The organism is Saccharothrix sp. CB00851, from assembly GCF_001905065.1.
GTDB lineage: Bacteria > Actinomycetota > Actinomycetes > Mycobacteriales > Pseudonocardiaceae > Actinosynnema.
In genome coordinates this window covers 137,599-162,805 of sequence record NZ_LWLC01000014.1, presented here as the reverse complement: position 1 = coordinate 162,805, position 25,207 = coordinate 137,599, and the positions used below count along the sequence as shown (strand labels likewise).

The 25,207-nt window shown below is 69.6% G+C and carries 16 protein-coding genes; 7 read left to right on the top strand and 9 right to left on the bottom strand.

All coding sequences use genetic code 11. The features are described from left to right. Nucleotides 1-36: 36 nt before the first annotated feature. Nucleotides 37-666 (bottom strand): copper chaperone PCu(A)C, encoded by a 630-nt coding sequence (locus A6A25_RS16625; RefSeq protein ID WP_143193207.1) that lies wholly within the window; start codon nucleotides 664-666, stop codon nucleotides 37-39. 398 nt (nucleotides 667-1,064) lie between these two features. Between A6A25_RS16625 and A6A25_RS16620 the strand changes: the two genes are divergently transcribed. After that, nucleotides 1,065-2,171 (top strand): GDSL-type esterase/lipase family protein, encoded by a 1,107-nt coding sequence (locus A6A25_RS16620; RefSeq protein WP_198932730.1) that lies wholly within the window; start codon nucleotides 1,065-1,067, stop codon nucleotides 2,169-2,171. 36 nt (nucleotides 2,172-2,207) lie between these two features. Here the strand turns inward: A6A25_RS16620 and A6A25_RS16615 are convergent, their stop codons facing one another. The 3 genes from A6A25_RS16615 to A6A25_RS42260 form a co-directional block, all read right to left on the bottom strand. Next, entirely contained in the window at nucleotides 2,208-5,789 is a 3,582-nt protein-coding gene (locus tag A6A25_RS16615) for a WD40 repeat domain-containing protein (protein ID WP_073890880.1), read from the bottom strand. A 3-nt stretch (nucleotides 5,790-5,792) separates the two neighbouring features. Further along, a complete protein-coding gene (locus tag A6A25_RS16610) occupies nucleotides 5,793-6,329 on the bottom strand; it encodes a hypothetical protein (protein ID WP_073890879.1) in 537 nt (178 codons plus the stop codon). Between the two features lie 373 nt (nucleotides 6,330-6,702). Next, nucleotides 6,703-7,284, bottom strand: a complete 582-nt coding sequence (locus A6A25_RS42260) for a zinc ribbon domain-containing protein (RefSeq protein WP_083668396.1) — start codon at nucleotides 7,282-7,284, stop codon at nucleotides 6,703-6,705. A 743-nt stretch (nucleotides 7,285-8,027) separates the two neighbouring features. Between A6A25_RS42260 and A6A25_RS16600 the strand changes: the two genes are divergently transcribed. Continuing rightward, on the top strand, nucleotides 8,028-9,062 hold the full coding sequence (locus A6A25_RS16600; protein WP_241828751.1) for a sugar-binding domain-containing protein: 1,035 nt from the start codon (nucleotides 8,028-8,030) through the stop codon (nucleotides 9,060-9,062). Nucleotides 9,063-9,102: 40 nt separating this feature from the next. Next, nucleotides 9,103-11,403, top strand: coding sequence for a rhamnogalacturonan lyase family protein (locus tag A6A25_RS16595; RefSeq protein ID WP_083668395.1), 2,301 nt, complete (start codon nucleotides 9,103-9,105; stop codon nucleotides 11,401-11,403). A 146-nt stretch (nucleotides 11,404-11,549) separates the two neighbouring features. On the opposite strand, the gene A6A25_RS16590 is transcribed toward A6A25_RS16595, so the two are convergent. The 3 genes from A6A25_RS16590 to A6A25_RS16580 all read right to left on the bottom strand — a co-directional run bounded on the left by A6A25_RS16590 (nucleotide 11,550) and on the right by A6A25_RS16580 (nucleotide 14,637). Beyond that, the gene (locus A6A25_RS16590; RefSeq protein ID WP_073890873.1) at nucleotides 11,550-12,029 is read right to left on the bottom strand and encodes a hypothetical protein; all 480 of its coding nucleotides are present in this window, start codon (nucleotides 12,027-12,029) and stop codon (nucleotides 11,550-11,552) included. Nucleotides 12,030-12,795: 766 nt separating this feature from the next. Beyond that, nucleotides 12,796-13,584, bottom strand: a complete 789-nt coding sequence (locus A6A25_RS16585) for a sugar phosphate isomerase/epimerase family protein (RefSeq protein ID WP_241828750.1) — start codon at nucleotides 13,582-13,584, stop codon at nucleotides 12,796-12,798. A 39-nt stretch (nucleotides 13,585-13,623) separates the two neighbouring features. Then, entirely contained in the window at nucleotides 13,624-14,637 is a 1,014-nt protein-coding gene (locus A6A25_RS16580; protein ID WP_073890870.1) for a hydroxyacid dehydrogenase, read from the bottom strand. Nucleotides 14,638-14,875: 238 nt separating this feature from the next. Between A6A25_RS16580 and A6A25_RS16575 the strand changes: the two genes are divergently transcribed. Genes A6A25_RS16575 through A6A25_RS16565 form a run of 3 tightly spaced genes read left to right on the top strand, consistent with a single transcriptional unit; the run spans nucleotide 14,876 to nucleotide 18,448 of the window. Continuing rightward, a complete protein-coding gene (locus A6A25_RS16575; RefSeq protein WP_083668405.1) occupies nucleotides 14,876-15,865 on the top strand; it encodes an ABC transporter permease in 990 nt (329 codons plus the stop codon). Continuing rightward, nucleotides 15,862-16,749, top strand: coding sequence for a carbohydrate ABC transporter permease (locus tag A6A25_RS16570; RefSeq protein ID WP_073890867.1), 888 nt, complete (start codon nucleotides 15,862-15,864; stop codon nucleotides 16,747-16,749). The genes A6A25_RS16575 and A6A25_RS16570 overlap by 4 nt, the downstream gene beginning before the upstream one ends. 55 nt (nucleotides 16,750-16,804) lie before the next feature. Then, nucleotides 16,805-18,448, top strand: coding sequence for an extracellular solute-binding protein (locus tag A6A25_RS16565; RefSeq protein WP_073890864.1), 1,644 nt, complete (start codon nucleotides 16,805-16,807; stop codon nucleotides 18,446-18,448). Between the two features lie 11 nt (nucleotides 18,449-18,459). On the opposite strand, the gene A6A25_RS16560 is transcribed toward A6A25_RS16565, so the two are convergent. Beyond that, nucleotides 18,460-20,343 (bottom strand): DUF2264 domain-containing protein, encoded by a 1,884-nt coding sequence (locus A6A25_RS16560; protein ID WP_198932729.1) that lies wholly within the window; start codon nucleotides 20,341-20,343, stop codon nucleotides 18,460-18,462. 22 nt (nucleotides 20,344-20,365) lie between these two features. Beyond that, complete coding sequence (locus A6A25_RS16555; RefSeq protein ID WP_073890861.1) at nucleotides 20,366-23,095, bottom strand: exo-rhamnogalacturonan lyase family protein; 2,730 nt, start codon at nucleotides 23,093-23,095, stop codon at nucleotides 20,366-20,368. A 320-nt stretch (nucleotides 23,096-23,415) separates the two neighbouring features. Between A6A25_RS16555 and A6A25_RS16550 the strand changes: the two genes are divergently transcribed. Continuing rightward, nucleotides 23,416-24,447, top strand: coding sequence for a LacI family DNA-binding transcriptional regulator (locus tag A6A25_RS16550; RefSeq protein WP_241828748.1), 1,032 nt, complete (start codon nucleotides 23,416-23,418; stop codon nucleotides 24,445-24,447). Nucleotides 24,448-25,207: the final 760 nt, after the last annotated feature.

Here is a 25,207-nt window from a genome sequence, read left to right as displayed (position 1 = left end):
TGGACCTCGAACCGGAACCACCGTAATGCTGGCCTTTCAAGATCTGTATTCCGCGATGGGCAGGCACGTCTGAGGAGGAGGAACATCGCCGTCGTCGGTGGCCTCCACCATCGCTTCGACGGTCACCTCTCCCGCGTCCCGGAAGGTGAAGACCAGCGGGACGGTCGTACCGGCGAGGACTTCGCGGTTGAAGTCGACGATCTTGAGGTGGTAGGCGGAGTGGAGGCTGCCGGGCTCGTTCACCGCGCCCTCGGGCGGGACGGGGATGCTCGACACCTGCTCGCGATCACCGTCGCAGTCCGGGTCGGCGAGCATCTCCACCCGCTGCGCGAGGTCGGTGCGCACGGACACCAGGGTGGCGGGGTCGTCAGCCTCGCTGAAGAGCTCCAACCGCACGATCGCCTCGTCGCCGGGGTCGTACTGGTATTTGATCTCGGGCGGGGCCTCGACGAAGACGTTGCGCAGTTTCACGGTCCCGACTTCTTCGTTGCTGCCCATGGTGCTGGCTTGATCCACGTCCTCGGAACAGGACGTGAGCGCCATCAGCGACGCCGCCGCTGTGGCGAGAAGGCATGCTCGCTTCATACATCCGGCTACCCTCCTCCACGCCGTCGACGACGAACGGGTGGGACCGTCACGCAACCGCAAGGCGAGGGGTGCGACCACTCGCCACGATGTCACCCAAACCCCTCGAACGAGTGAACGTCCAAGGCCAGAGTCGTCATCCGGTGGCGACAGCGGCAGCGCCCACAGCGCAACGCCCGGTTCCGCTCACCCCGAAACCGACGTCCTCGAGGACACGCTCGACATCGAGAACAACGACAGTGCACAGGTCCCCACCGTCCGGAAGCTCCTACCCGTTCTCCTCGAACAGCGTGGCGCTCATGGGCAGAAGCCACCGATCGTGGAACCAGCTCGGTCACACCGGGAACCAGGTGCCCGTCGCGTTCGATGGAAGCTTGCGATTGCCATACAGAGCACCATCACTCGATCCTTCGCAGGCTTCAGGGGTAGCCGCCGGGTGCGGATCCGGAGCCGGCAGCGGCGAGCGAAGGGATGTGATCATGACGGGTCGAGGTGGGCGTTGGCTGATCGGGGCCTCGGTGCTGGTTCTCGTCGCGGGCATCCTGGTGGTGGTCGTGCGCCCCTGGAATCGCCCGAGCGACTCCGGACAGCCGACAACGGCCCCGGCTGGACCGCTGACGGTGGTGACGCTGGGCGACAGCATCCTGTCGGGTGAGGGTGCGGGCGCGTACGAGACCGTGACCGACGGTGTCAACGGCAACTGGTGCCACCGCTCCGCCAACGCCGTGGTCCACCGGCTCGAGGTGGCCGGTGTGGAGGCGCGGATCAATCTGGCCTGTTCCGGCGCGTCCACCGAAGACCTGCTCTTGGACGGGACGACGCAGTGGACCGAGTCCAGTCAGACCCACCGGCTCCGCGAGCTCGCGGGGCTCCATCGCATCGCCGCTGTGGTGGTCTCCGTCGGCGCGAACGACGACCCCGGCTTCTCCCGGTTGATGTCGGACTGCCTGTACGCCCGCCTCCGGCTCGCCCCGCCGTGCAGCGAAGCGATCAAGCAGGACTGGTGGCAACGGCTGGACGCCGTCGTCCCCAAGATCAGCCGTGCGCTCGGCGACATCCGGTCCGTCCTGGCCGAGGCGGGGTACGGCAAGGACAGCTACCAGCTGATCCAGCTCTCCTACGCCTCACCGCTGGCCCCCGGCATCCCGGAGGAGCTGCGCAACCTCAGCGCCTGCCCGTTCCACAGCGAGGACCTGGCGTGGATCCGGGACCACGCCGTGAGCAGCCTGTCCGACGCGCTGCGCGAGGCGGCCGAACGCGCCGACGCCCGCTTCCTCGACCTGTCCCGGGCCGGGCACGGTCACGAAGCGTGCACCGGTGGCGACGACCCCGGCAGCGAGTGGTTCACCCGACTCACCCTGGACTGGGACTCCTTCGGCGACGCCGAACGGGCCGAGCACGCCAGCGTGCAGTCGTTCCACCCCAACAGCGAAGGCCACCGGCAGTTCGCCGGCTGCATCGGCGAGTTCCTGGGCACCGCGGACCGCGAGGCAGCATGTGTCCCCGGTGACAACGGCGATCTCCGCCTCACGACGGACCTCCCGAGCCGGTCGGGCGACAGCGTCCCCGTCGGGCATCCGCGGTGACCGGATGGTCGAGAACGCGAAAGGAAAAGAGGGACGTCAGGCGGGCGGCCGTCTTGGCAGCCAGCGGCGCCGGGCCGCGGGAGGGCTGGGAAGTTGGAACCGGTCGTCGCCCTGGAAGCCGCTTGGGTACTCCACAGCCGGGACGCGGGTGAGGGAGAAGACCTCGCCCGCGAGCGTGCCGCAGCAGACGGCGCCGCCGGCAGCCGCGACGGTGGTGATCACCGAACCCATGTCGACGGCGATCGTCTGCGTGCATTCCGGTACGGCCCATTCGACCAAGCGTCGGTCGCTGCCCGACGAGTACGCCACGCCGGGCGACGGCCACGCCACGGCGATCACCTCGGCGTCATGCGCCGCGATCCGCCGAAGCTCGCGCCGTTCTGTCACGTCCCACAGCCGCAGCGTCCCATCGGCGCAGCCAGCCAGTAGGAAGCGCCCGCTGGGGTCGGCGGCGAGCGCAAGAACCTCGGCGTCGTCACCGCCGCTGAGCGTGAAGGCGGACGTGCCCGCCACGACGTCCCAGGCTCGGATGACGCCGTCCTGACCCGCGCTCGCGACGAGCCCACCGGGCAGCACCGCGAGTCGCCACACCCCTTTCGTGTGCCCGGAGAGGGTGTGCACCAGCCGGGTACCGCCGAGCAGGTTCCACACGCGCACGTCGCTGTCGTGCCAGTGCGCCGACACGACCAGCCGCAGATTCGAGAACACGGCTATCGAGCTGACCCCGCGTTCGGTCTCGGCAATGGCGGAAGGCGGGGCGCCGCGGCTGTAGTCCAGCGCGGTCAGTTGCGCGTCGTCGCCGGTCGGGAAGAGCAGGAGGTCGCCGCGCTGGTCGCCGACGAGAGCGAAGTTCTCGAACGCGGCGGCATCGATCGCGTAGATGAACTGCTGGATCCGTGAGAAGAACAGCCGGGGCTCGCCCGTCTCCAGGTCCCACCCGCGGAGCGTGTCGTCGGAGCTGCTGGAGAGCAGGAGATTGCGGTGCGGCGCGGCCGACATCGCGCGGACAGCCGCACCGTGACCGTCGAAGCCATCGCCGCTCGCAGCAGCGAGATCCCAAACACGCACGGTGCGGTCGTGCGACACCGTGAGGGCGAGCCGGGAGTCCGCGGTGACGCAGACGCCATCCACCAGGTCGCCGTGCCCGCATAGCTCACCAGTCACCTCCCGCGAAGCCATGTCCACGACCCGGATCCGCCGATCCTCGACGGAGGTCGCCAGAGCGGTCGTGCCATCCGGTGCCATGGCGAGCACCATGGGAAGCAGGTTGTCCGAACGGATCCGCTCAAGCGCATCGCCGGTGAGCACGTCGTACACATCCACCGACCAGGCGTTGCCCGCGCACAGGACGACGGGCGATCCGGGCACCCAGGCCAGGTCGTAGTACTGGCTCACCCCATCCGGCCGAATCTCGCGCACGCAGGTGAGCGACGCGAGGTCCCACCACCGCAGCGAACCGTCGGCGCTCATCGAGACCGCGCGCATCTGCCCGACCAGCCGTAGCCCGGACACGCGATCGGTGTGGCCGGTCAGCACGCCCAGATAGGTGCGGTCATCGGCCCGCCACACGTGGAGTTCGCCGCCGGCCGTGCCGGCGACGACGACACGGTCGTCCGCGCGGATCAGGGAGATCGCCGACGCCGCGGCCGGGAGCAGTTCATCGGGCGCCGTGGCGAAGTCCCAGCTGAGCAGGGTGCCCTCCCGGCTACCCACCAGACATGAGCTGCCGTCGCCGGCGACCTCCACCACCGCGATGCCGCTTTCGACGTCGTGCCAATCCATGAGCTCACCGGTGCGCGCGTCCCACACGCCCAGCGAACCGTCCGTGGCCGCGGTCAGGATCGCGGTCTCGTCGCGGACGAACGCGGCCGTGACCAGGCCCGCAGCATGCGGGCCGAGGACCGCGAGCGGCTCGCCGGTCCCGATGTCCCACAGCCGGGCCGTGCCGTCGGCCGAGGCCGAGAGTGCCCGCTTGCTCGATGCGTCGGTGGTGACCGACACCACGCCGTCCCGGTGGCCGGCTAGGGTACGCAGCAGTGCAGGGCTCTCTGATCGGACGTGCCACTTGGTGCGCAGGAAGGGCGTGCCGATCTGCTCGAGGTGGCGTTCGGCGAGCTCGGCGATCCAGGCGTGCTCCCGGTCTCGCACCGCCAGCAGGAGCTGCTGGCCGACGCGGCCGGGCCGATCCCCGGCGGGGTCGGTCCACAGCCGGTACGCGGACCGGTCGATCACGTCATACAGCTGTCGCAGCCGACCTGCGTCCTCCGCGGCGGGCACCTCGCCGGCGGCCGTTGCCAGATCGCGCATCAGCGCGGGCACGCCGAACTCCGCGATCTTGGCCTCGACGAACGCCAAGTCGGTGAGCAGGGTCGCTGCTTGTCCTGGGGTGCTGGAGTCCAGGAGGTGCCGAGGAAGGTTCTCCACGGAATACCGGTCGTCCTCGCTCCGCCAGTCGGGTGCGTGGTGCAGCAGGAGATGACGGCAGAGCGCGTCGCGGGCGTCGTCGGTGAAGAGCGGGTAGGGCGAGGTGCTCAGCAGGAACTCGCGGAACGACTCGTGGAAGATCCGGATCCGGTCGTTCACACCGATCTCCAGGAATTGCCGGCAGTCGGTGACGGCGTCGTGGGCCTCGGGCCGTGCCAACCCGGACACCGCGGCGAGGAGCCACTCCGGCAAGCCGTCGCCTCGAGCCACCGCGAGCAGCGCGAGTACCGGACGCAGGCGCTCCCGCCATGCCGGCTGCTGTTCGTCTCGGACGAGCGACCGTGTCAGGAACTTGCCATACACCTCGGTCAGGGAGCCGGGCAGCGGAACGCTCTCGACCCGCGACCAAGCCGCAGGATCGGCGAGCAGCGTGTCGGCGACGTGCCGGGCATACAGGAAGATCCCGCCGGCGGCCCCGGCGATCCGGTCGACGGCAACCTGCCGTTCCCGTTCCGGCATCGCGGCCAGCCGGACGACGAGGAAGTCGCGGAGGTCCCGCTCGCCGGGCGGGGCGTCGCGGACCAGGTGAATCCGTTCCGCGTCCGGGAACCGGTCGTCGACCCGAGGGTCCGCGCTGCGGGAGGTGAGCACGAAGCGCACTCCGCCGGGAGCGGTGTCGGTGACAACCTGCGACAGCAGCTCGGCGATGCTGTCGAGGCCCAACTCGGCGCCCTCGTCGAGTGCGTCAACCAGCACAGTCGGGGAGGTGCTGCCAGCCCGTTCGAGTGGCTTGCGGACCAGCTCCTCGTACGCCAGCGTGGCCGGATAGCGGTGCATGGTGATGTCGACGTGGACGCCGCTGACCTCGGCACCCGGATGCACTTCCCGCACCTGCACGGCGCCGACCGCGTTCACCCGCACCGGGTGGGCCTCGAGCAGCGCCCGCCGTACTTTCTCGTCCCGGGCGGCCAGAGCCTCACTGAGATCGTGGACGAAGGTGAGCGGGCTGGTCGTGGACGTCTTGCCGCTGCGGCAGAAATGGGCGTACGCCAGCCCGCCGGCTTCGGCGAGCCGTTCCGCGAACGCCGTCTTCCCGCTTCCCGGCGGCCCCTCGATCAGCAGGACCCGCGCGTCGCCGCGCTCCCATGCGGCCAGGCGACTGAATAGCCACTGCCGTCCGGCGAACTCCGCCACGGCCTACCCGATCCGGTCGACTTCGACGCCGACCGCGCGCGCCCCGCCCGCCACTCGACCGGCTCGCAGGCTGCCGGTGACGGATCCGCCGAGCACCTTCCGCGCCCGTAGACCGGCCACATGGCCCAGCACCTCATCCACATCGACCTCACCGTGCGCGGTCGCGACCGCTGCTGCCCGCGCCGGCTCACCGCGGAACGTGAAGGGCGCGTGGTAGACAGTCTCCAGCGCCCGGCGTAGGGCTTCGACTCGTTCGAGGGTGTCGAGGTCGCCAGCATCGATCTCGTCCACGCCGGCATGGACCTCGGCGAAGGCCGATCGCAGTTCGCGCAGATCCCGCTCCAGCCGACCGACTGCGGCGAGGTCGACCCGCGCGCGGCAAGGCGCTTTCTCGAACACGTCCGGCGGATCCAACTCCACCTCGGACTTGCGCGATTCGCGCCGGGCCTCAAGCGCCTCGCCAGCCTGGGCGTAGAGGAACTGCACGCCCTCGGTCAGCGCGACAGCGCCGACGACAGCCAAGGTCAGCGGATCCGCCATGTGACACCCTTCATCCAGCCGCGCGGGTCGTGGGGCACGAGTGTGGCACCGAGGTGGCTGCTGCGTCAGCCGCATCACCCAGCCGGTCGAAGGCCGCGTTGAGGAACTCGCCCGACTACCGCACAGGCCGCTTGACAACTATAGGAGCGTCAACGCCGTCGCCGAACCGTCAAGGCCACACCCTCGTGGTATGAGATCCGGTGTCCGGTCTTCGGGGACAACTTCACAGCCTTCCGATCTCGACGAGAAGTCGCTGGGCATCCGAAGATGTCAGCTTCCGATTACCCGGCTCCCCGATTCGCAGACGAGACTGGGCATCGTGGCACTCAGCCTTCGCGGCGTCTGTTGTGGACGGATGGCGTGGGCAGGGTGGTTACGGCGGCTCTCGGATACATAATTTGCCCCCGCGAGATATTTCCAGGTATCTGGAAGTCTCGTGGGGCTTTGTGTTTCCCGACCTCGCTTTGAGCCTACTCGGATGGTCGCTGCTCGTAGGGTGTCTGCCGGTGCGAGGGCAGGAGCGGTCGAGCAGAGCGACCCCGGCGGCGTCGCAGCGCAAGACGAGTCCGAGTTCGTCGACCAGCCGTGCGGTCTGCTCCTGGCCCGGGTTGTCGGCGATGCCCGCGGCGGTGAGGTGTGCGGCGATGCGGGTGAGCAGGTGGTCTTCGCGTAGGTAGAGGTTGCCCGGTGCGCCTTCCGGTCGGGTGCGGGCGCTGGTGTGACCGTGACGGCAGCGGTAGGCGGCACGGCCGTGGGAACAATGCGAGTTCATCTTCCGCCCGCATAGCCCGCACTGAAGTCGGCCCGCCAACAGGTAGACGCGCTCGCCTCTACCGATCAGGCAGAGATGGTCGGTGCCGTGCAGGAGCCGGGTTTCGTGTCCTCCGGCGCTGACGTGCTCGCCTCGCGCCAGCGCCCGCTGCCGACGCGGTCGGGACCTGTGACGGTTCGACATCGAAGGAACGTAACCGCTTACTCACTCGCCAGCGTAGGACCCGAGATCCAACGTGGTCAACCAGTTGACGGCTCCCAGTAAACGTTTTATCTTCTGTTCGCCTCGCCCTGTTCGGGCGACCGCCAATGACGACGGGAGGCTGACGTGACGAGCAGGCCAGAGCCGAGCGACAGTCGAACGCTCCGGCATGCCCCCCGGAGGCGTCACCCCGACAGGCCAGCCAGCGATGGCACCGCAGTCATGTGAACGCTAACCCAGCTTGTTCTTGACCTTCATGGTCTTGTCGGCCTCGAAAAAGTTGCGCTATCGTCTTCTGGGAACGCTCCCAGACAAGTGGGCCGGCACGAGTCGACGGACGGTCAGGATCCTGCTCGCAAGGAGGCGATGCATGGAGAACCGCAGAGTAAGGCCGCTTGGACCGCCCTTGCGCGGCAAGAAGCTCGTCCGGTCGGCCTTCATGCCGCAGCGCTCCTGAAGCCGAGCCCTCCCCTTCTCGGTCGCCGCCATCGAGGTGGGCACACGCGGCAAGCAGCGGCTGCGTGCTGCCATTTTTGTTAGCGCTAACAGAACGTCAAGCCGCCCCTGGTCGCGCTGACTGCGAGTGCCATGCCGCCCCATGCCGCGCCTCGTGCGCGGGATGGCAACGGTGACCGACATGTCACCTGCCGCCGCGGTCCGCATCTGTTTGCGCTGCTCTCAAGGCCAGTCGTACCGCCGCCACCTACTCCAGGGAAGTGGAACGCATGGACGTTGCGAGGGAATACGCGCCCGACGGCGTGAGCCGTCGAACGGTGCTGGCGGGGATGGGCGCGGCGGTGGCCGTCGCGTCCGGTGTCCTCGGCACGGTGGCGGAGGCGTCCGCGGCGACACCGTCGAGCCGGACGGTGTACAACATGAACCCGTTCTGGCGGTTCGCCCAGCGAGACGTGGCCAACGCCCAGGCGGTGTCGTTCGACGACTCGACCTGGACCAAGGTGAGCGTGCCGCACACGTACAACGACGTGGACTCGTTCGACAACCACATCACCAGTTCGGGCGAGTCCGCCGTGGCCATGCAGATCACCTGGTACCGCAAGCGGTTCACCCTGCCCGCCGAGCAGGCCGGCTCGAAGGTGCTGATCGAGTTCGAGGGCGTCCGCCAGGCCACGACGGTCTTCGTCAACGGCGTCCAGGTCGGGCTGTACGAGTACGGGGTGACCCCGTTCGGGCTCGACATCACAGCCCAGGTGCGGTTCGGGACCGAGAACGTGATCGCGGTCAAGGCGGACAACACGAAGTGGCGTCCCGAGCAGGCGACCAACACCTCGTTCCAGTGGGACAGCCGCGACTTCAACCCCACCTACGGCGGCCTGACCCGCAGCGTCCGGCTCTACGTGCTTCCCAGGACCTACTTCACCCTGCCGCTGTACACGAACCTCCGCACCACCGGCACCTACGTGTACGCGAGCAACTTCGACATCGCCGGTCGCTCGGCGACCGTCACGGCCGAGGCCCAGGTCCGCAACGAGCACGGCGATCCCCGCACCGTCACCGTGTCCGCCAACGTCATCGACCAGTTCCTCGGCGGCTTCAACCCGAACAAACCCGGCAGCGTCCACAAGCCCTACGTCGACACCGAGGCCGGCATCAACCGCGTGTTCCTCCGCGCCAGCCGCACAGCGGGCGAGATGACCCTGCGCGCCACCTGCAGCGGGTTGACCGCGGCGACCGCCACCGTCACCTCCAGCCCGATCACCCTGCCCGGCGGGCTCACCACGCGGATGCCGGCCGGCTACTGACGCACCCGAACCCAGTCCCCGAACGTGGAAAGGAAGATCCATGACCCGCTCCACCCCTGCGCGTCGGAGATGGCGTCCCGCCGTCCTGGCGACCGTCCTGGCCGTGGTGGCAGGCGTCGTCACGGCGGTCGCCTCGACACCTGCCGCCGCCGCGACCATCGACACCAACGCCTGGTACCAGCTCGTCTCCCGGCACAGCGGCAAGGCGATCGACGTGTGCGAGCAGTCCACCGCCGACCGCGCCTGCGTCCAGCAGTGGGCACCGCTCGACCAGGCCAACCAGCAGTTCCAGTTCGTCTCCTCCGGTGACGGCTACTACCGGCTCAAGGCCCGCCACTCCGGCAAGGTCATCGACGTGCTGGACTGGTCCACCGCCAACGGCGCCGAGCTGATCCAGTGGCCCGACACCGGCGCGGCCAACCAGCAGTGGCAGGTGCTGGACACCGACAGCGGCCACGTCAAGCTGGTCAACCGCAACAGCGGCAAGGCGATGGACGTCTGGGAGCGGTCCACCGGCGACGGTGGCCGCATCTCGCAGTACACCGACAACGGTGGGGTCAACCAGCAGTGGCGGATGGTCAAGGTCGACGACCAGACACCACCCGGTGAGGGCCGCAAGATGGAGAGCCTGGGCCGCGGCGTGGTGGCCGTGCGATCCGGCGGCAGCCAGGTCCTGGTGTCCTGGCGACTGCTCGGACTGGACCCGGCCGGCATCGGCTTCAACGTCTACCGCTCCACCGGGGGCGGCGCGGAGGTCAAGCTCAACGGCTCGGTGCTGACCGGCGGCACCAACTACGTCGACTCCACCGCGAACCTCTCACAGTCCAGCAGCTACCGCGTCCGACCGGTCGTCAACGGTGTCGAGCAGGCGCCCAGCGGGGCGTTCACCCTGCGCGCCAACGCCGCGACCGAGCCGGTGGTGCGCGTGCCGCTGCGCTCCGGCGGTGCGGTGAAGTTCCTGTGGGTCGGCGACCTCGACGGTGACGGCGAGTACGACTACGTGCTGGACCGCCAGACCTCACCGCAGAAGATCGAGGCCTACCGCCGCGACGGCCGGTTCCTCTGGCAGGTCGACATGGGCCCCAACAGCACCAACCAGAACAACATCGAGGGCGGCTCCGCGACCATCAACGTCGGCCACAACGACGGCGTCACCGTCCAGGACCTCGACAGCGACGGCCGCGCCGAAGTCGCCGTGCGCATCGCCAACGGCGTCACGTTCGGCAACGGCGTCCGGTTCACCGACAGCAACAACAACCGCCAGCACATCGCCATCCTCGACGGGATGACCGGCGCGCCCCGCGCCACCGCACCCGTGCCGACCGACTACCTGGCCGACGGCCCGATGTACGCCCGCTTCGGCGTCGGCTACCTCGACGGCGTCAACCCCAGCCTGGTCGCGTTCATGAAGAACCGCATCGGCAGCGGCGACTTCAACCTCATGTTCACCGCCTGGCGGTTCACCGGCAGCGCGTTGACCATGCAGTGGAAGTTCCTGCGCGGCAACCAGAACCTGCCCGACGGGCACAACACCCGCATCATCGACGTGGACGGCGACGGCCGCGACGAGATCGCCGAGATCGGCTTCGTGCTCAACGGCGACGGCCGCCTGCGCTACTCCCTCGGCCCACAGGGCGTCATCCACGGCGACCGCTTCCACATCACCGACATCGACCCCGCCCGTCCCGGCCTGGAGGGCTACGGCGTCCAGCAGAACAACCCCAGCGGCCTGCGCGAGTACTACTACAACGCCGCCAACGGCAGCATCATCTGGCGGCACACCGGCTCGGGCGTGGTCGACGTGGGCCGCGGCATGGTCGGCGACGTCGACCCCCGCCACCCCGGCATGGAGGTCTGGTCCTTCGACGGCCTCTACAGCGCACCCACCAACCGGCTCACCCAGTCCGACACCTCGCTGCAACCCTGGCCGCAACTGGGCCTGTACTGGGACGGCGACACCGCCATGGAACTGCTCAACGACGGCAAGTTCGAGAAGTGGGACCCGAACAACCCCACCACCACGAGCAGGGTCCCCCGCCTGCTCACCACCTCCAACTACGGCGCGGTCGACGCCGCCCAGGGCAACTCCCCCGTCCTCCAAGGCGACATCCACGGCGACTGGCGCGAAGAAGTCCTCTACACCAACGCCGCGTTCAACGAACTGATCATCTTCACCACCGACCGACCCGGCAACACCAGGCTCTACACCCTCGCCCACAACCCCGCCTACCGCAACGCCATGACCCTCAAGGGCTACATCCAGTCCAACCACGTCGACTACTTCCTCGGCGCGGGCATGGCCACCCCACCCCGCCCGAACATCACCTACCAGCCCAGGTAGACACGTTCGGCGCGGTCGGTCGACCCCACGAGCGGTCCACCGCGGTCAACACCCGCGGTGGACCGCTCCTGCCGGCACGGGACCGCCGTCCGGCTACGTCCGGATCTCGACGCCTTCACCCCGATCGCCCACGGAGGTACCCCTTGTCAACCGCTCGGACCAGGCTCACCGGAGCCCTTCTCCCGGTGGCCGCGCTGCTGACGACCCTCGTCACCGCCCCCACCGCGTCGGCGGCCATCGGACCACCCCTGATCAACGCCTCGTCCGGGCGCTGCCTCGACGTGATCGGCAACAACTCCACCCCCGTTCCACCAGGTCGTGTTGGCCACGGTGTGGGTGTTGATGGGCAGCCGGACGGTGTTGACGCCCATCGTGGCGGCCATGTCGTCGTAGAGGGCATTGGCCTTGGCCCGCACCGTCGCGTTGCTGTCGGACTGGCTCAGGCCCTGCACGACCAGCGCGCCGGTGCTGAAGTTGTCACCCAGCACCGCCCAGTTCATGCCCCGGAACTGGCTCGTGGCGGCGTTGGCCTGCGGCACGATGGCGACGAGGCTCGCCACCGCGGTCAACGTGATCACCGCGAAGGTGATCAGCGACCGCCTCGATGAGGTCGCGATCAGTGTCATGGAACGTCCCATCACTAGAGGTGGGTGTCGCGTCGGGCCTTCACTTGCGAGCGTCGTGTTGCCGACGCAGGTCCTTGTCTCACCGTGCTCGTCCGAACAAAGGATGCGGCCGAGGTGGCCAACGCCAGCACCGCCGCGGCGCCGAGCCTCATGATCCTCATGGCCGGCTTCCGGCCTGCCGGCAGATGTCCGCGGACGGCTGGATCGCGATGTGACGCGCGTGTGGCTGGGCCGAACGGGCAGACTTCATCGTCTCTCCTCGGAACGGGTCATCTCGTGCAGCGGGCACCGTCCACCTCATGTCGGGCGTTGCCGGGCGAACGATGTCCGGCCCGGTCGAGCACCAAGCGGACCGGTGGTCGCAGGCGGTTCGACGAGCTTCGGCGAACGGGACAGCCGTCCGAAGCCCGCGGCAGCTACCGCGAGGGGTACCTGCCCGCGCGCGCCGCTCGAGCATGGACCCTGCGATGTAACCGTTTACCTTCGGTAACGGTAGAGGCATCGATCCAGGCAGGTCAACCGGTTGACTGAACCGGGTAAGCGCTTTATGTTCTGCCGGACTTGCCGCAACCGGACGCTTGGCCGACAGCGCTCGGAGCATCGTTCGGGCGCACCGCGGCGAGCGATCCGGGGCCACCCTCGATCACTGACGGCACATCGATGGCCGCTTCCGCATTCTTGTCGATGACGAGAGAACACTACGGCCGCGCAGGTCCCGCCCGGCCGGTTCGCCGGTGATCACGGAGGCGGTCAGGACGGGGACGTGTCAGCCACGTGGACGCCACGTCTCGAACCAGGTAGCGGCGGCGCTGAGCGCCGCCGGAACCTGAGGAATGTCGGGGTACCAGGCACGTTCCCACTCCAGGGAGATCCAGCCCGACCACGAACGCAGCGACTCCCCGCACTCCTCCAGAGGCACCGCACCCTCACCCGGCGGCACCGGTGTGGGCTCGCCCGCGGCCACGTCCTTGACTTGGAAGTAGCCGAGGCTCTCGCCCAGCACCTGCCTGGTCCGGGCAGGCCGCTCCCCCGCCCGCCACGGGTGCACCGCATCCCACAGCACGGCGACCAGCTCCGGGTCCTCGAAGGGCTCGACCAGCCGCAACGCCTCCTCGCCGGTCGGGTGGGAGTCATGGGTCTCGACCAGCAACCGAACCCCGCTGTCGCGCAGGTCGGGCAGGACCGCGCCGATCCGGTCCAACGCCGGACCGATCTCACCGGCCGTCCCGCCGGGGAACACCCGCACCGCGGGAGCGCCGAGTCCGGACGCCAGCGCCACGAGGTCGCGCAGCTCGGCGACCACCGGCTCGTCAGGGCCTGGCGCGCAGACCTTGGCGTAGCCGGCCAGGCAGGCAACCGCCAACCCCGCGTCCTCGACCTGTGCGCGCACGACGGCCGTCCGCGAGGGTGGCAGGCCGAGGCGCACCTCCTCGTCGGGATGAACTCGGATCTCCAGGCCGTGGCAGCCGTGCTCCGCCGCCACCCGCGCGCTGTCGCGCACCGGAGTGCCCGGCATGCCGAGCGTGCTCACCGCGAACCGCCACACCACGGTCACATCACCTCCACTCGTCCGGACGGACGGACTGCCACGGTCTCAAGCGATGTACGGGAGGCGCGCGGGCTCCACCCGTCCGAGCAGCGGTACGCCCTTGAGGTACCGGTCCACCTCCGCGACCGCGAACTCGCCCAGCCGGCGCAGCTCGCGGCCCTGCGCGCCGGCCAGGTGCGGGGTGATCAGGACATTGGGCAGGGCGAACAGCGGGTGACCCGGCGGCAGCGGCTCCGGGTCGGTGACATCGAGGATGGCGGAGACCGCGCCGGTCCGGCACACCCGGGTCAACGCCTCGGTGTCGACCAGCGAGCCCCTGGCCGTGTTGATCACGACCGCACCCGCGGGCAGCAGTTCCAGGCGGCGGCTGTCGAGGAGGTGGCGGGTCTCGGGGAGGGCCGGGGCGTGCACGGTGACGAGGTTGCTGCGGCGGCACAGGTCGTCCATGCCCACGCGTTCCGCGCCGAGGCTGGCGGCCTCGGCGGCGGTCACGTACGGGTCGTAGAGCAACACCTCGACGTCGAACGACCGCAACCGGTCCAGCACGAGCCGCCCGATCCTGGAGGCGCCGACGACCCCGACGGTGCAGTCGTGCAGTCCCGTGCCATCCCCGGACAGCCAGTCACGGGGCGCGCCCTCGACGGCGGTGGCGTACCGCTCGGCACGGCTGAACGCCTGCTTCGCGCCCAGGACCAGCATGGCCATGGTGTAGTCGGCCACCGGGACCGCGTTGACCCCGGCGGCGGAGGACACGATGATGCCGCGTTCGAAGACGACGGGGTCCAGTCGGGTCTTCACCGTGCCGGCGGCGTGGACGACGACGCGCAACCTCGGCGCGGCGACCAGTACATCGAGGTCGATGAACGGGCCGCCCCACCCGGTGATCAGCACGTCGGCCTCGGCCAGGACCGCCGTGGCGTCCGGGTCCCGGAACGAGGTGAAGGTCGTGTCCGGGTCGATGTCGACCAGTTGCCGCAACCGGGTGACGAGGTCGGCAGGGAAGACGTCGCGGCGCGCCCACGAGGCGAGGGCGAAGACCGCGACGGGTCGCCGTGGCACAGTGCTGACCCCTCTCGGCAGATCGACGAAGGCTTGTGTAAACGGTTACCTACCGACGCCACTCTAGAGGTCCGCGTTCTCCGCAGACAACGATGTCTGTCGAAGGACACTCGCGATCAGGGCGGCATCCCGGTCCAGGGACCTGACATGAACGGTTGTTGACGTTGGCATGTAAGCGGTTTACTTTGTGACCGTTCCGTTTCGGTTCGGCACCGCGAGAGAGGCGTTCGCTGTGAGCATGACGCGGGTCCGCGGTGGCACCGGCAGGACCAGTCCTCCGACCGACGAGGCACGCGACCACGCCGGGACGGGCCGGTCGCGCCCGGGCCACCTGCGCCGCATCCTGGCCAACCGGGTGCTGCTGGGCGTCGCGGCGCCGGGTCTGGCGTACTTCCTGTTCTTCCACTACGGCGCGCTGTTCGGCAACGTGCTCGCGTTCCAGGAGTACGTGCCGTTCCTCGGCGTCGGAGGCAGCCGGTGGGTGGGCCTGGCGCACTTCGAGCGGATGTTCGGCGACCCGGCCTTCTGGAACGCCGTGCGGAACACCCTGGTCATCGCGGTGCTGCAGCTGGTGTTCTTCTTCCCGGCACCGCTGGCGCTCGCACTGCTGCTCAACAGCATCGTCGGTGACACCATCCGGCGGTTCGTGCAGAGCGTGGTCTACCTGCCGCACTTCCTGTCGTGGGTGATCGTGATCGCGCTGTTCCAGCAGATGCTGGGCGGCGCGGGCGTGGTCAACGGCTGGTTGTCGACCCTGGGCTTGGGCGGCATCTCGGTCATCGGCAACCCCGATGCCTACGGGCCGCTGGTCGTCGCGCAGCTGGTGTGGAAGGAGTGCGGCTGGGCCACGATCATCTTCCTGGCCGCGCTGTCGCAGGTGGACGAGCAGCAGTACGAGGCCGCTGCGCTGGACGGCGCGGGCTGGTGGCGGCGGCTGTGGCACGTGACGCTGCCCGCGATCCGGCCGGTGATCGTGCTGCTGCTGGTGCTGCGGCTGGGCGAGTTCCTGTCCATCGGGTTCGAGCAGTTCTTCCTCCAGCGCCAGTCGGTGGGCCCCGAGACCGGCGAGGTGCTGGAGACGTTCGTCTACTACACCGGCTTCGCGAGCGGCGACTTCGGCTACGCCGCGGCGGTCGGGCTGTTCAAGGGCGTGATCGGCGTGGTGCTCATCTACACGGCCAACAAGGTGGCGCACCGGCTGGGCGAGCAAGGGGTGTACAAGGAATGAGCAGAGCACTCGCGCCGGCCTGGATGGGCCGTCCCTCCCCCGCTGTGCGGGTGGCGAAGGCCGTGGCGTTGACCGTGGTGGTCGCGCTGGTGGTCTTCCCGCTGTGGACGGTCCTGGCGACCAGCCTGGCCAGTCCGCAGGACGTCATCGCCAACGGCGGCTGGGTGGTCTGGCCGGACGAGTTCTCGTTCGACGCGTACTCCGAGATCCTCCAAGGCGGGATCATCACCCGTGCGCTGCTGGTCAGCGCGGGTGTCACGATCGTCGGCACGGCGTTGAGCCTGGTGTGCACGATCGGTCTGGCGTACACGTTGAGCAGGCCGAAGGTGTACGGCGGCAAGCCCATGCTGCTGCTCGTGTTGTTCACGTTCCTGTTCCCGCCGGGGATGGTGCCGCTGTTCCTGGTGGTGCAGGGCTCCGGGCTGTTCGACTCCTACGCCGCGCTGGTCCTGCCATTCCTGATCAACGTGTTCAACCTGGTCGTGATGCGCGGCTTCTTCCAGTCGATCCCGCCGGAGCTGATCGACGCCGCCCGGATCGACGGCGCGGGCGAGCTGGGCATCCTGCGCCAGGTCGTGCTGCCGCTGTCCAAAGCGGTCATCGCGGTGATCGGCCTGTTCTACGCGGTCGCCTACTGGAACCGCTTCTTCGAGGCGATCATCTACTTCAACGACCAGACCAAGTGGCCGATCGGCACCGTCCTGCGCCAGTACGTCACCGGCGGCGCCTCGCTCGCCGAGACCTCGGGGGAACTGGCCACCGCCTCGCCCCAGTCGGTGCAGATGGCCGTGGTCATGCTGGCGACGCTGCCCATCGTGTGCGTGTACCCCTTCGTGCAGCGCTACTTCGTCAAGGGTGTCGTCACCGGGGCCGTGAAGGCCTGAACCCCTTCCACCGCAACCACTCCTTTCGGCGTCACGCCGGGAGAGGAACCTCGACATGGACCACCGCATCGACCGCCGTTCCCTGCTGCGGCTCGCGGGACTCGGCGCCCTCGGCCTGGCCGCACCGTCCCTGTTCACGGCATGTGGTTCGGGCTCGTCGGGTGGCGGCGTCTCCAACGCGGGCAAGGACTTGGCCCCGTGGCCGACGTACGTGCCGTTCGCCGGCCCGACCCCGGACGCCCCCGGCGACGACTCCGGCGTGCAGCCGCTGTTCCTGACCTACCCGGAGAAGGTCGTGCGGTCGGTGCACAACCCGGTCGGTGACGGCTCCGACGTCACGGTGATGGTCGTGTCCTACGGCGCGCCGCCCAAGCCGGTCGCCGAGAACCGGTACTGGCAGGCGGTCAACCAGGCGCTCGGCGTCAACCTGAAGGTCATCGTCGTGCCCGATCCCGAGTACGGGCAGAAGATGGCCACCCTGATGGCCTCCGGCGGCGACCTGCCGGACGTGATCATGTTCTCGAACCTGGCGCTGCCGCACGCGGCCGAGTTCGTCCAGGCCCGGTGCGCCGACCTGTCGGAGTTCGTCGGCGGTGACGCGGTCAGGGAGTTCCCGAACCTGGCCAACATCCCCACCTACGCCTGGAAGGGCATGGGCCGCATCGGCGGCCGGATCCACGGCATCCCGCTGGAACGCCCCATGCCCGCCAACAGCCTGTTCGTCAACCGGTCGGCGATGGACGCGGCGGGCATCCCGAAGGACTGGACGACCGAGCAGTACCTCGACGCGATGAAGCAGCTCACCGGCGACCGCAAGTGGGGCGTCGGCTGGTTCAAGACCCTCTTCGGCGGGCTGGGCGGCATCACCTACCACGCCGGGTCCCTCGGCGCGCCCAACACGTGGTCGGAGGGCGGCGGCGCGTTCACGTCCACCCTGACCACGCCGCAGTTCGAGCAGGCCCTGGAGGTCATGCGCAAGCTGGTCGAGGCGGGCGCGCACTACCCCGACAGCCTCACCACCAGCTCCACCGACATGCAGAGCTACTTCCACAACGGCACGGTCGCCTCGATGAACGACGGCTTCGGCTCGGTCAGCCTGGCGACGATGAAGAAGATCAACGGCCGGTTCGCCCTCGACCTCGGCCGCCCGTACGGGCCGCAGGCCACCCCGTGGCAGGGTTCGGGCACCTTCGGCTACGTCACGTTCAAGAAGGCCGAACCCGCCCGGATCAAGCTGCTGCTGCGCATCTGCGACTACCTCAGCGCCCCGTTCGGCACCACCGAGTACGAACTGGCCAACTACGGCGTCGAAGGCGAGCACTTCACCAAGGACGCCGACGGCATCAAGACCACCGACCTGTACAACCAGGAGAACAACTCCCTGCTGCCGACCAAGTACCTCGGCACCGCGCCCGCCGTGCTCTACCTGCCCGGCCACCCGGACACAGCCAAGGCCGTGCACGACTGGCAGAAGGCCACCCTGCCCCGCAGCGTGCGCAACCCCGCCACCGGCCTGCGCTCCGCCACCGAGGCGAGCAAGGGCGCACAGCTCTCGCAGATCATCGGTGACGGGATCGCGGCGATCACGTTCGGCCGCAAGCCGCTGTCGGCCTGGAAGGACGTCGTCACCCAGTGGCAGCAGGCCGGCGGCGACCAGGTCGCCGAGGAACTGGCCAAGGAGCACGCGGCGAACCAGTGAGCCGGGGCGTTTCAGGGGCGCTGCCGCCCCTGAAACGCCCATTCGCACGTCGGCACACCGTCCAGTCGGACCGTCGCCACCCGCGCATCCGGCAGTTCCAGGACGACCACGTCGTCCTGGACCCGGACGCCGACCGCGGGCGGCTCGTCCATCACGCCGAGCTGCACGAGGCTGACGTAGATCGCGGTTCCCCCGCTGTGCTCGTCGGCGATCACGTACGGCGTGGCCGAACAGGGGCCGAAAGCATTGGTGCCCTCGGCCTTCAGCACCCCCGCACCGGTGTAGCCGTGCAGGGCCCGCACGGCGCTGGTCAGCCCGTCCGGACGCCGTGCCAGCGCCACGCCGTCGCCTTCACGCAGCTCGAGTGGAGCAGGTCCGGCGATAGCGTGGCCGCCGTCCTGCACCCGGTGCCCCGCCGGTGCGTTGACCTGGTGGATCCTGATCTCCGCCGCGCCGTGCACGACCGAGGCGGTGAGCACGTGCACGGCGCCGTCCCGGTAGGCCGAGGCGGCGAAGCGGTCCGCCACGGTCAGCGGCTCGATGCGCCGGCGCGCGGAGGCCGTGCCGTCGGGGGCGACGACGGCGAGGTGGTTGTCCACCCCCGACGCCGCTCCGCCGAATTCCGGTCCGGTGTGACTGGTGTAGGCGAACTTGAGGTAGTGCGGGTCCGGCACGCCGTCCGGGGGCGGGACGCGGTCGCGGTCGCTGCCGTGGTTGACCAGTCGCACCACGCCGTCCGAGCGGGTGGCGTGCAGCAGCCAGCCGGGTGCGGGCAGCGACACCACCTGGTCCGCCACGTCCACCGGCGCCGGTTCCTCCTGGTCGGCCCACACCGGGTCGTCGGGCGGCACCAGCAGGCCCAGAAACGCTTTGCTGGCCCAGTACGGCGACGCCGGGCCTGAGTAGTCCTGGACGGTCGGCAGGAACGGCTGGTACCAGCCCAGGGTGAGCAGCCCCCGTTCATCGGGCACGCCGTGCTCGGCGAAGTGGCGCAGCACGCCACTGGCGAGGCGCCGGGTCCGGCCCGGCGGCAGGGGTGACGCGCCCGTCAGCGCGCCCAGCCACAACGGCGCCACCGTCGCGAACCGGTAGGTCAGGGACCGCCCCTGGTGCACCGGTGCGCCATCGGCGGCGAAGAAGTGCTGGTACTGCTCCAGGAACCGGCGCAGTCGCGACGCGTACAGCTCCTGGCGGACGGTGTCGCCGGCCATCCGCGCCCACAGCGCCGGGTACAGGTGCATCGCCCAGCCGCAGTAGTAGTCGAAGTTCTTGCCCTTGCCGTCGGAGTACCAGCCGTCACCGACGTACCAGTCCTCGATCCGCGCCAGCCCGCCGGCGATCTCGTCCGGCTCGTGCGGCCCGCCCACCTGCGCCAGGAACTGCTCCACGACGACCCGGAACAGCACCCAGTTGTTGTCCGGCGTCCGCCGACCGACGAACCCGGCCAGCCACGCCACCACCCGCTCGCGCTCGCCCGGTGCCAGGCGGTCGAACAGCCACGGTCGCGTCTCGTGCAGGGCCAGCGCCACCGAGGCCGCCTCCACGAGCTGCTGGGACATGTCGGCCAGGGCGGGCCACGCGAACGGGTGCGCCGGATCGGTCCCGGCGACCAGGCCCGCGGCGTAGCGCTCCAGGAGCGCGGGCGGCACATCGCCGCCCGCGCCCGCGATCCGGAACGCGGCGAGCAGGAACGTCCGGGCGAAGCCCTCCAGCCCGTCGCTGCGCTCCCCCGCCCGGCTCGGCCTGCCGGGCAGCCGGTACTGGGCGAAGCCGGCCGTCGCGTACGGCTCCACGGACGCCAGCAGGTGGTCCGCGGCCGCCTCCCAGTGCGCCCGGGTCCAGCCGGTGTGCGGGGACCGTCGTGGATCGGGCGGCGGGAACGGGAGGTGCTGCACCGTGGGGATCCTTCCGGAAGGGTCAGGAGGGGAGGTGGTCCCCCACCAGGGCCAGGCACTGGATGGCCGCCAGGCCGTACTGGGAGCTGGCGTTGGTGGAGACGAAGGTGGCCTCGTCGACCGGCTTGAGCACGGTCGGGCCCTCCACCCGCACCGACGTGAACGCGCGGTTCGCCGGGTAACCGGCGTGGCCGGTGTCGAACTCCTTCCACGCGCGTGCGGCCAAGGCGGTGTCGCCGAGCTTGGCGGCGGCGTAGGCGGTGAGCCGGGAGTGTGCCTGGCGCAGGTTGAGGCTGCCCCAGGACTGGCCCGTCTCGGCCTGCTGCTCGGCGGCGGTGCCGTTGTAGAGGCGGCAGTACTGCAGCCACGCCCTCGTGAACGCCTCGTCACCGGTCAGGTCGATCAGCTCGCTGCACACCTCGACCAGCCCGAACACCGATCCCAACGAACCGACGCTCACCGCAGGCTGCGCGGGCGCGAACGCGCCGTTGTCCAGGTCGTACAGGCCGCCGCCCTGCGCGAACCCGTTGGGCATAGCGGCGATGGTGCGCATGCCGTTGAGCAGCTTCTCGCGGGCGATCGGGTCGCCGCCGCGTTCCCACTCGGTCAGCCACGCCATCGCCAGACCGCTCCAGTCCGTGCCGGTCCCCACGGCCAGCGCGTGCGGATCCGGCTCGTACGGCCCGGTGCGGATCTTGCGCAGGGGGTCCAGCGCCAAGAACGTCTTGTCCGAGTCGACCAGCTCGCGCATGAGGTCGCCGGTGCGCTCGTCGGCGGTGAGGAAGTAGTGGAAGCGCCGGTAGCCCGCGGTGCTGATCCGCAACTGCTTGGCGCTGTCGGCCCAGTGCTGCACACCGTGGCGCGTGCCCAGGTCCTGCCACTTGCCCAGGTGGTAGACGTCGACCTCGCCGGTGTGCCGCGTCATCGCCTCCGCGAAGCGGAACGCCTCGGCCTTGCCGGTGCGCAGGTAGTGGTACCACAGCCACAGGTCCGGGGACAGCTCGGAGTTCGCCCACGCGTACCCGCCGACGTCGTAGCGCCACACGTGCCGGTCCGGGTCGTAGCTGTGCATGACGTCGCCGTAGTCCCAGAACCCGTACCAGGACCGCTGCTCCACCTGCCCCCGGTGGAAGTCGAACACGAAGTCGAGCCGGTCCTCGATGCGCGCCTTCGCCGGGGTCGAGCGGTCGACCGGCGCCCAGTCACCGAACACCCCGGCCGCGTGCAGGTGCGCCGGCGGCGCGACGACGAGCGGCGGCGTCCGGACCGCTTGGGCCAGACCCGCCACCCGGTCCGCCGCCGGTGTGGCCTCCAGCGCCCAGAACACCAGCTCGGTGGTGCGGGCGATCCCGTACGGCGTGCCGAAGCCCGGCTCGTAGTCCTCGTAGGTGATCTCCAGGCCTTCCAACTGCTCCGGGTAGGTGTCCTGGCCCATGCCGTCGTGGTAGAAGCGCAGGTCCATCGGCCCGGCGTCGGGCGACCACAGCCACACCGTCACCTCGGCGGCGTCGCCGGCCGCGCCCCGGATGTCGAGCTGGGTCGGGTGCAGCTGCCAGAAGTCGCGCATGCCGAACGCGAACCCGCCACTCGGACCGCCCACGTAGCCCAGACCTCCCGCCCGGCCCGCCGAGTCGACCGGGATCCAGCCGTGGCCGGCCTTGGTGCGCTTGCGGATCTGGAAGCCGTCGGCGGACAGCTGGCGCAACGAGTAGTCGCCCAAGGTGGGGATGAGGTGCAGCCGGGAACTGACCCGGGTGTCCCAGGTCGCGGTGGGCGGGGTGGCCTGCCCGGCCACCTGCGCCCGGCGGACCGCCGCACCGGGGTCGCGGCGCAAGCCGGTGATGCCGCGCACCGCCTCGGACAGCACGCCGTCGCCCGACCCGGCGAAGCGCACGTGCCGGTTGTGCGGCTCGTCGCGCATCGGCACCTCGAACCGGATGCCCAGGCCGCGGATGAAGTCCTTCTTCTCGTCACCGTCGTACACGAACGTGTGCACAGCCCGGATGCCGTCGCTGCCCGCGTAGAAGTACAGCCGCACGGTGAACGGCAACCACGTCCGGTTGCCGTGCCGATGCCCTCCCTCGACCCGGATCACCGCACGGACCGGGCCGGACTGCTCGACCGTCACCTTCTCCACCCGGCCCGTGAACCTCTCCGGCTTCGCCGCGCCGCCCTCATCGTCACCCGGGTCTTCCTGCCGCAGGCACACCAACCGGCCGTTGCGCGCGATCTCACGGTCACCCCGGAACAGGGCGCGCACCAGCTGATCACCCTTCTTCGGGATGACGCACCGGACGACTCCGGTCGAAACTTCCACCTCGTTGCGGCCGTCCTTGACCGTCACTGCCGTCGCCGGCGCGGCAGGCGTCCCCGCCGCGAGCACGTACTGCTCGGCGGGCGGCACGTCGGTGCCGATGGCGTGCGCGGTCCACTTCAGCGAACCGTCCGGCCAGTACGCGGTCGCCCACGTCTGCACCGGCACCTGCTGTCCCGCGGCGGTCCGCAGCGCGAACGCCTGCTCCCGGGGCACCTTGCCCTTCGGCCACGGCACACCCCACGTCGACCCGGCGGCCAGTTGCCGCGGCGTGCCGCCCTCCAGCCACTTCAGCCGGACGCCGTCCTCCGGCAGGCCGCTGACAGCGGCGCCCGTGCCGGGTTCGGCGGCGGCCTGGGCCACGGGGTGGACGAAGGACCCGGCCGCACCGACCGCGGCCGCACCGAGCAGGAGATTTCGTCGCGAGATCATCGACATGCGGACTCCACGAGAGATGAGCGTTGCACCGGTGGAACGACACGCTGTTGAACCGCTTACAGCGGTATCATCGCAGCATTACCTGCGGTTCCTGTCAACGTCATCCGCTCACGTCGGAATGCGTTTACGGCCCCAGCGGCACCGGAGGACCGATCGCGGTGACACCTGGCGCGCACTGCTCCACCTGCGGTGATTTGACAGCAGGACGGTCAGCCGGAAACATCTCGTGTAAGCGGTTTACCACCGGGTTTCGAGGGGGCGGGATGGTCCGGCGCGCGGCGTCCGACAGCGGGGCACCACGCCCCACGACGATCCGGGACGTGGCCGCACACGCGGGCGTCTCCGTCGCCACGGTGTCCCGGATCCTGTCCGGCACCTACCCCAGCGCCCCCGCCACCCGCACCAGGGTCTTGAAGGCCGTGCGCGAGTTGGACTACGTGGCCAACGCCAACGCGCGCGGCCTCGCCGGTGCGAGCAGCCGCAGCGTCGGCATCATCGTCAACTCCGTCGTCTCACCGCACTACGCCCACGTCGCGCAGGGGGTGCAGACGCAGGCCGCCATCGACGGCAAGCTGTGCATCGTCGGCACCACCGGCGGCGACCCGGAGCGCGAACTGGCCACGGTCCAGCTCATGCGCCAGGAGCACGCCGAGTGCGTCATCCTCGTCGGCAACATCGTGGCCGACCAGGCCTACCGCGAGCGCATGGTCGACTACGCCCGCGCGTTGACCCTGGCGGGCTCCCAACTCGTCCTCTGCGGCCGCCCGACCCTCGGCCCCGATGTGCCCGCCCTGGTCGTCGAGTACGACAACACCGGCGGCGCCCACGCCATCACCAGCCACCTGCTCTCAGCAGGCCACCGCCGCATCCTGTTCCTCGGCCGCCGCGACGACTACAGCACGCAGGGCAGCCGCATCGCCGGCTACCGCAAGGCCCTGGCCGACCACCGCGTCCCCCACGACCCCGCCCTGGAAGTCGTGGGCAGCATGGAACGCCGCGAGGGCCACCGGATGATCACCGAACGGCTCGCCGCCGGACCACCCGACTTCACCGCCGTCTTCGCCTGCAACGACCTCATCGCCGCCGGCGCACGCCAGGCGTTGCGCGAACACGGCCTGCGGGTCCCCGACGACATCTCACTGGTGGGCTTCGACGACCTGCCACCGTCCGCCGACATCGACCTGACCACCGTCCACGTGCCCCACGAGGAACTGGGCCGCACCGCCGTGCGCATGGCCCTCGAACGCGTCCGGAACAAGTCCCAGACGGCCGAGCACGTCATGCTGGGCACCCACATCGTCATCCGCGACTCCGTCCGCCCCCTCATCCACACCGATCCCCCGGTTCGCTAGAACCTCTCCTCAAGCCGAGTGGGCAGTGTGGCGGAGTCGCTCACCGCACGCCGAGGTCGTCGACTACCGCCAGGCGATGTCGGACGGCGAGCAGAAGAGTTCCTGCCGTCTGCGCCCTCGCCGACGTGGTGGTTCATGCCGCCGAACCCGAGGATCGTCTGCTGCACGACCGACGGTTCGACGACCACACCCGTCTGCGCGGAAGCAGTCGGAACCCAGCGGTTAAAACGTTTACTCTCCGACACAGCTTAGAGGATCGCCTGCGCCTGTCAACAGCCTGACTCTCGCCGGGACCCCTTTGGACGCCTCGTGCCTGCGTCCTCGACCTCCAACAGCGTCGGAGTAAACGTTCTTACCGGGCCTCGGAACCACCTCCAGGGACCCTGTGGACCGAGCGGCGACCAACGTGCACCGGCGGACCCACCGCACCTTCCATCGAACATTCGACAGATAGCGCCGTTCGCCAGATCCAGACTCGACCGAACAGACGATGGCCTGGGAACGTTCACAGCGATTGTCACTCCGATTGTCGAGTAATACCAACGAAGAGGCCGTGTTTACATCCGCGAGGCGGCCAATTACTGTGCACGTTCACAGGAGCTCCACCCGACTCCTTCCGCCGTGGGAACCGAACAGCCGAACTCGCCCAGTACCCCTGCGGCACAGGCACCAACCAACAGTAGTCCCGCACGGCCGCCTGACGGTCGCCCCGACGTGACCGCGGAGCGCCGCACGGCCTCGTGCCCCGGTGCCGAGTTCC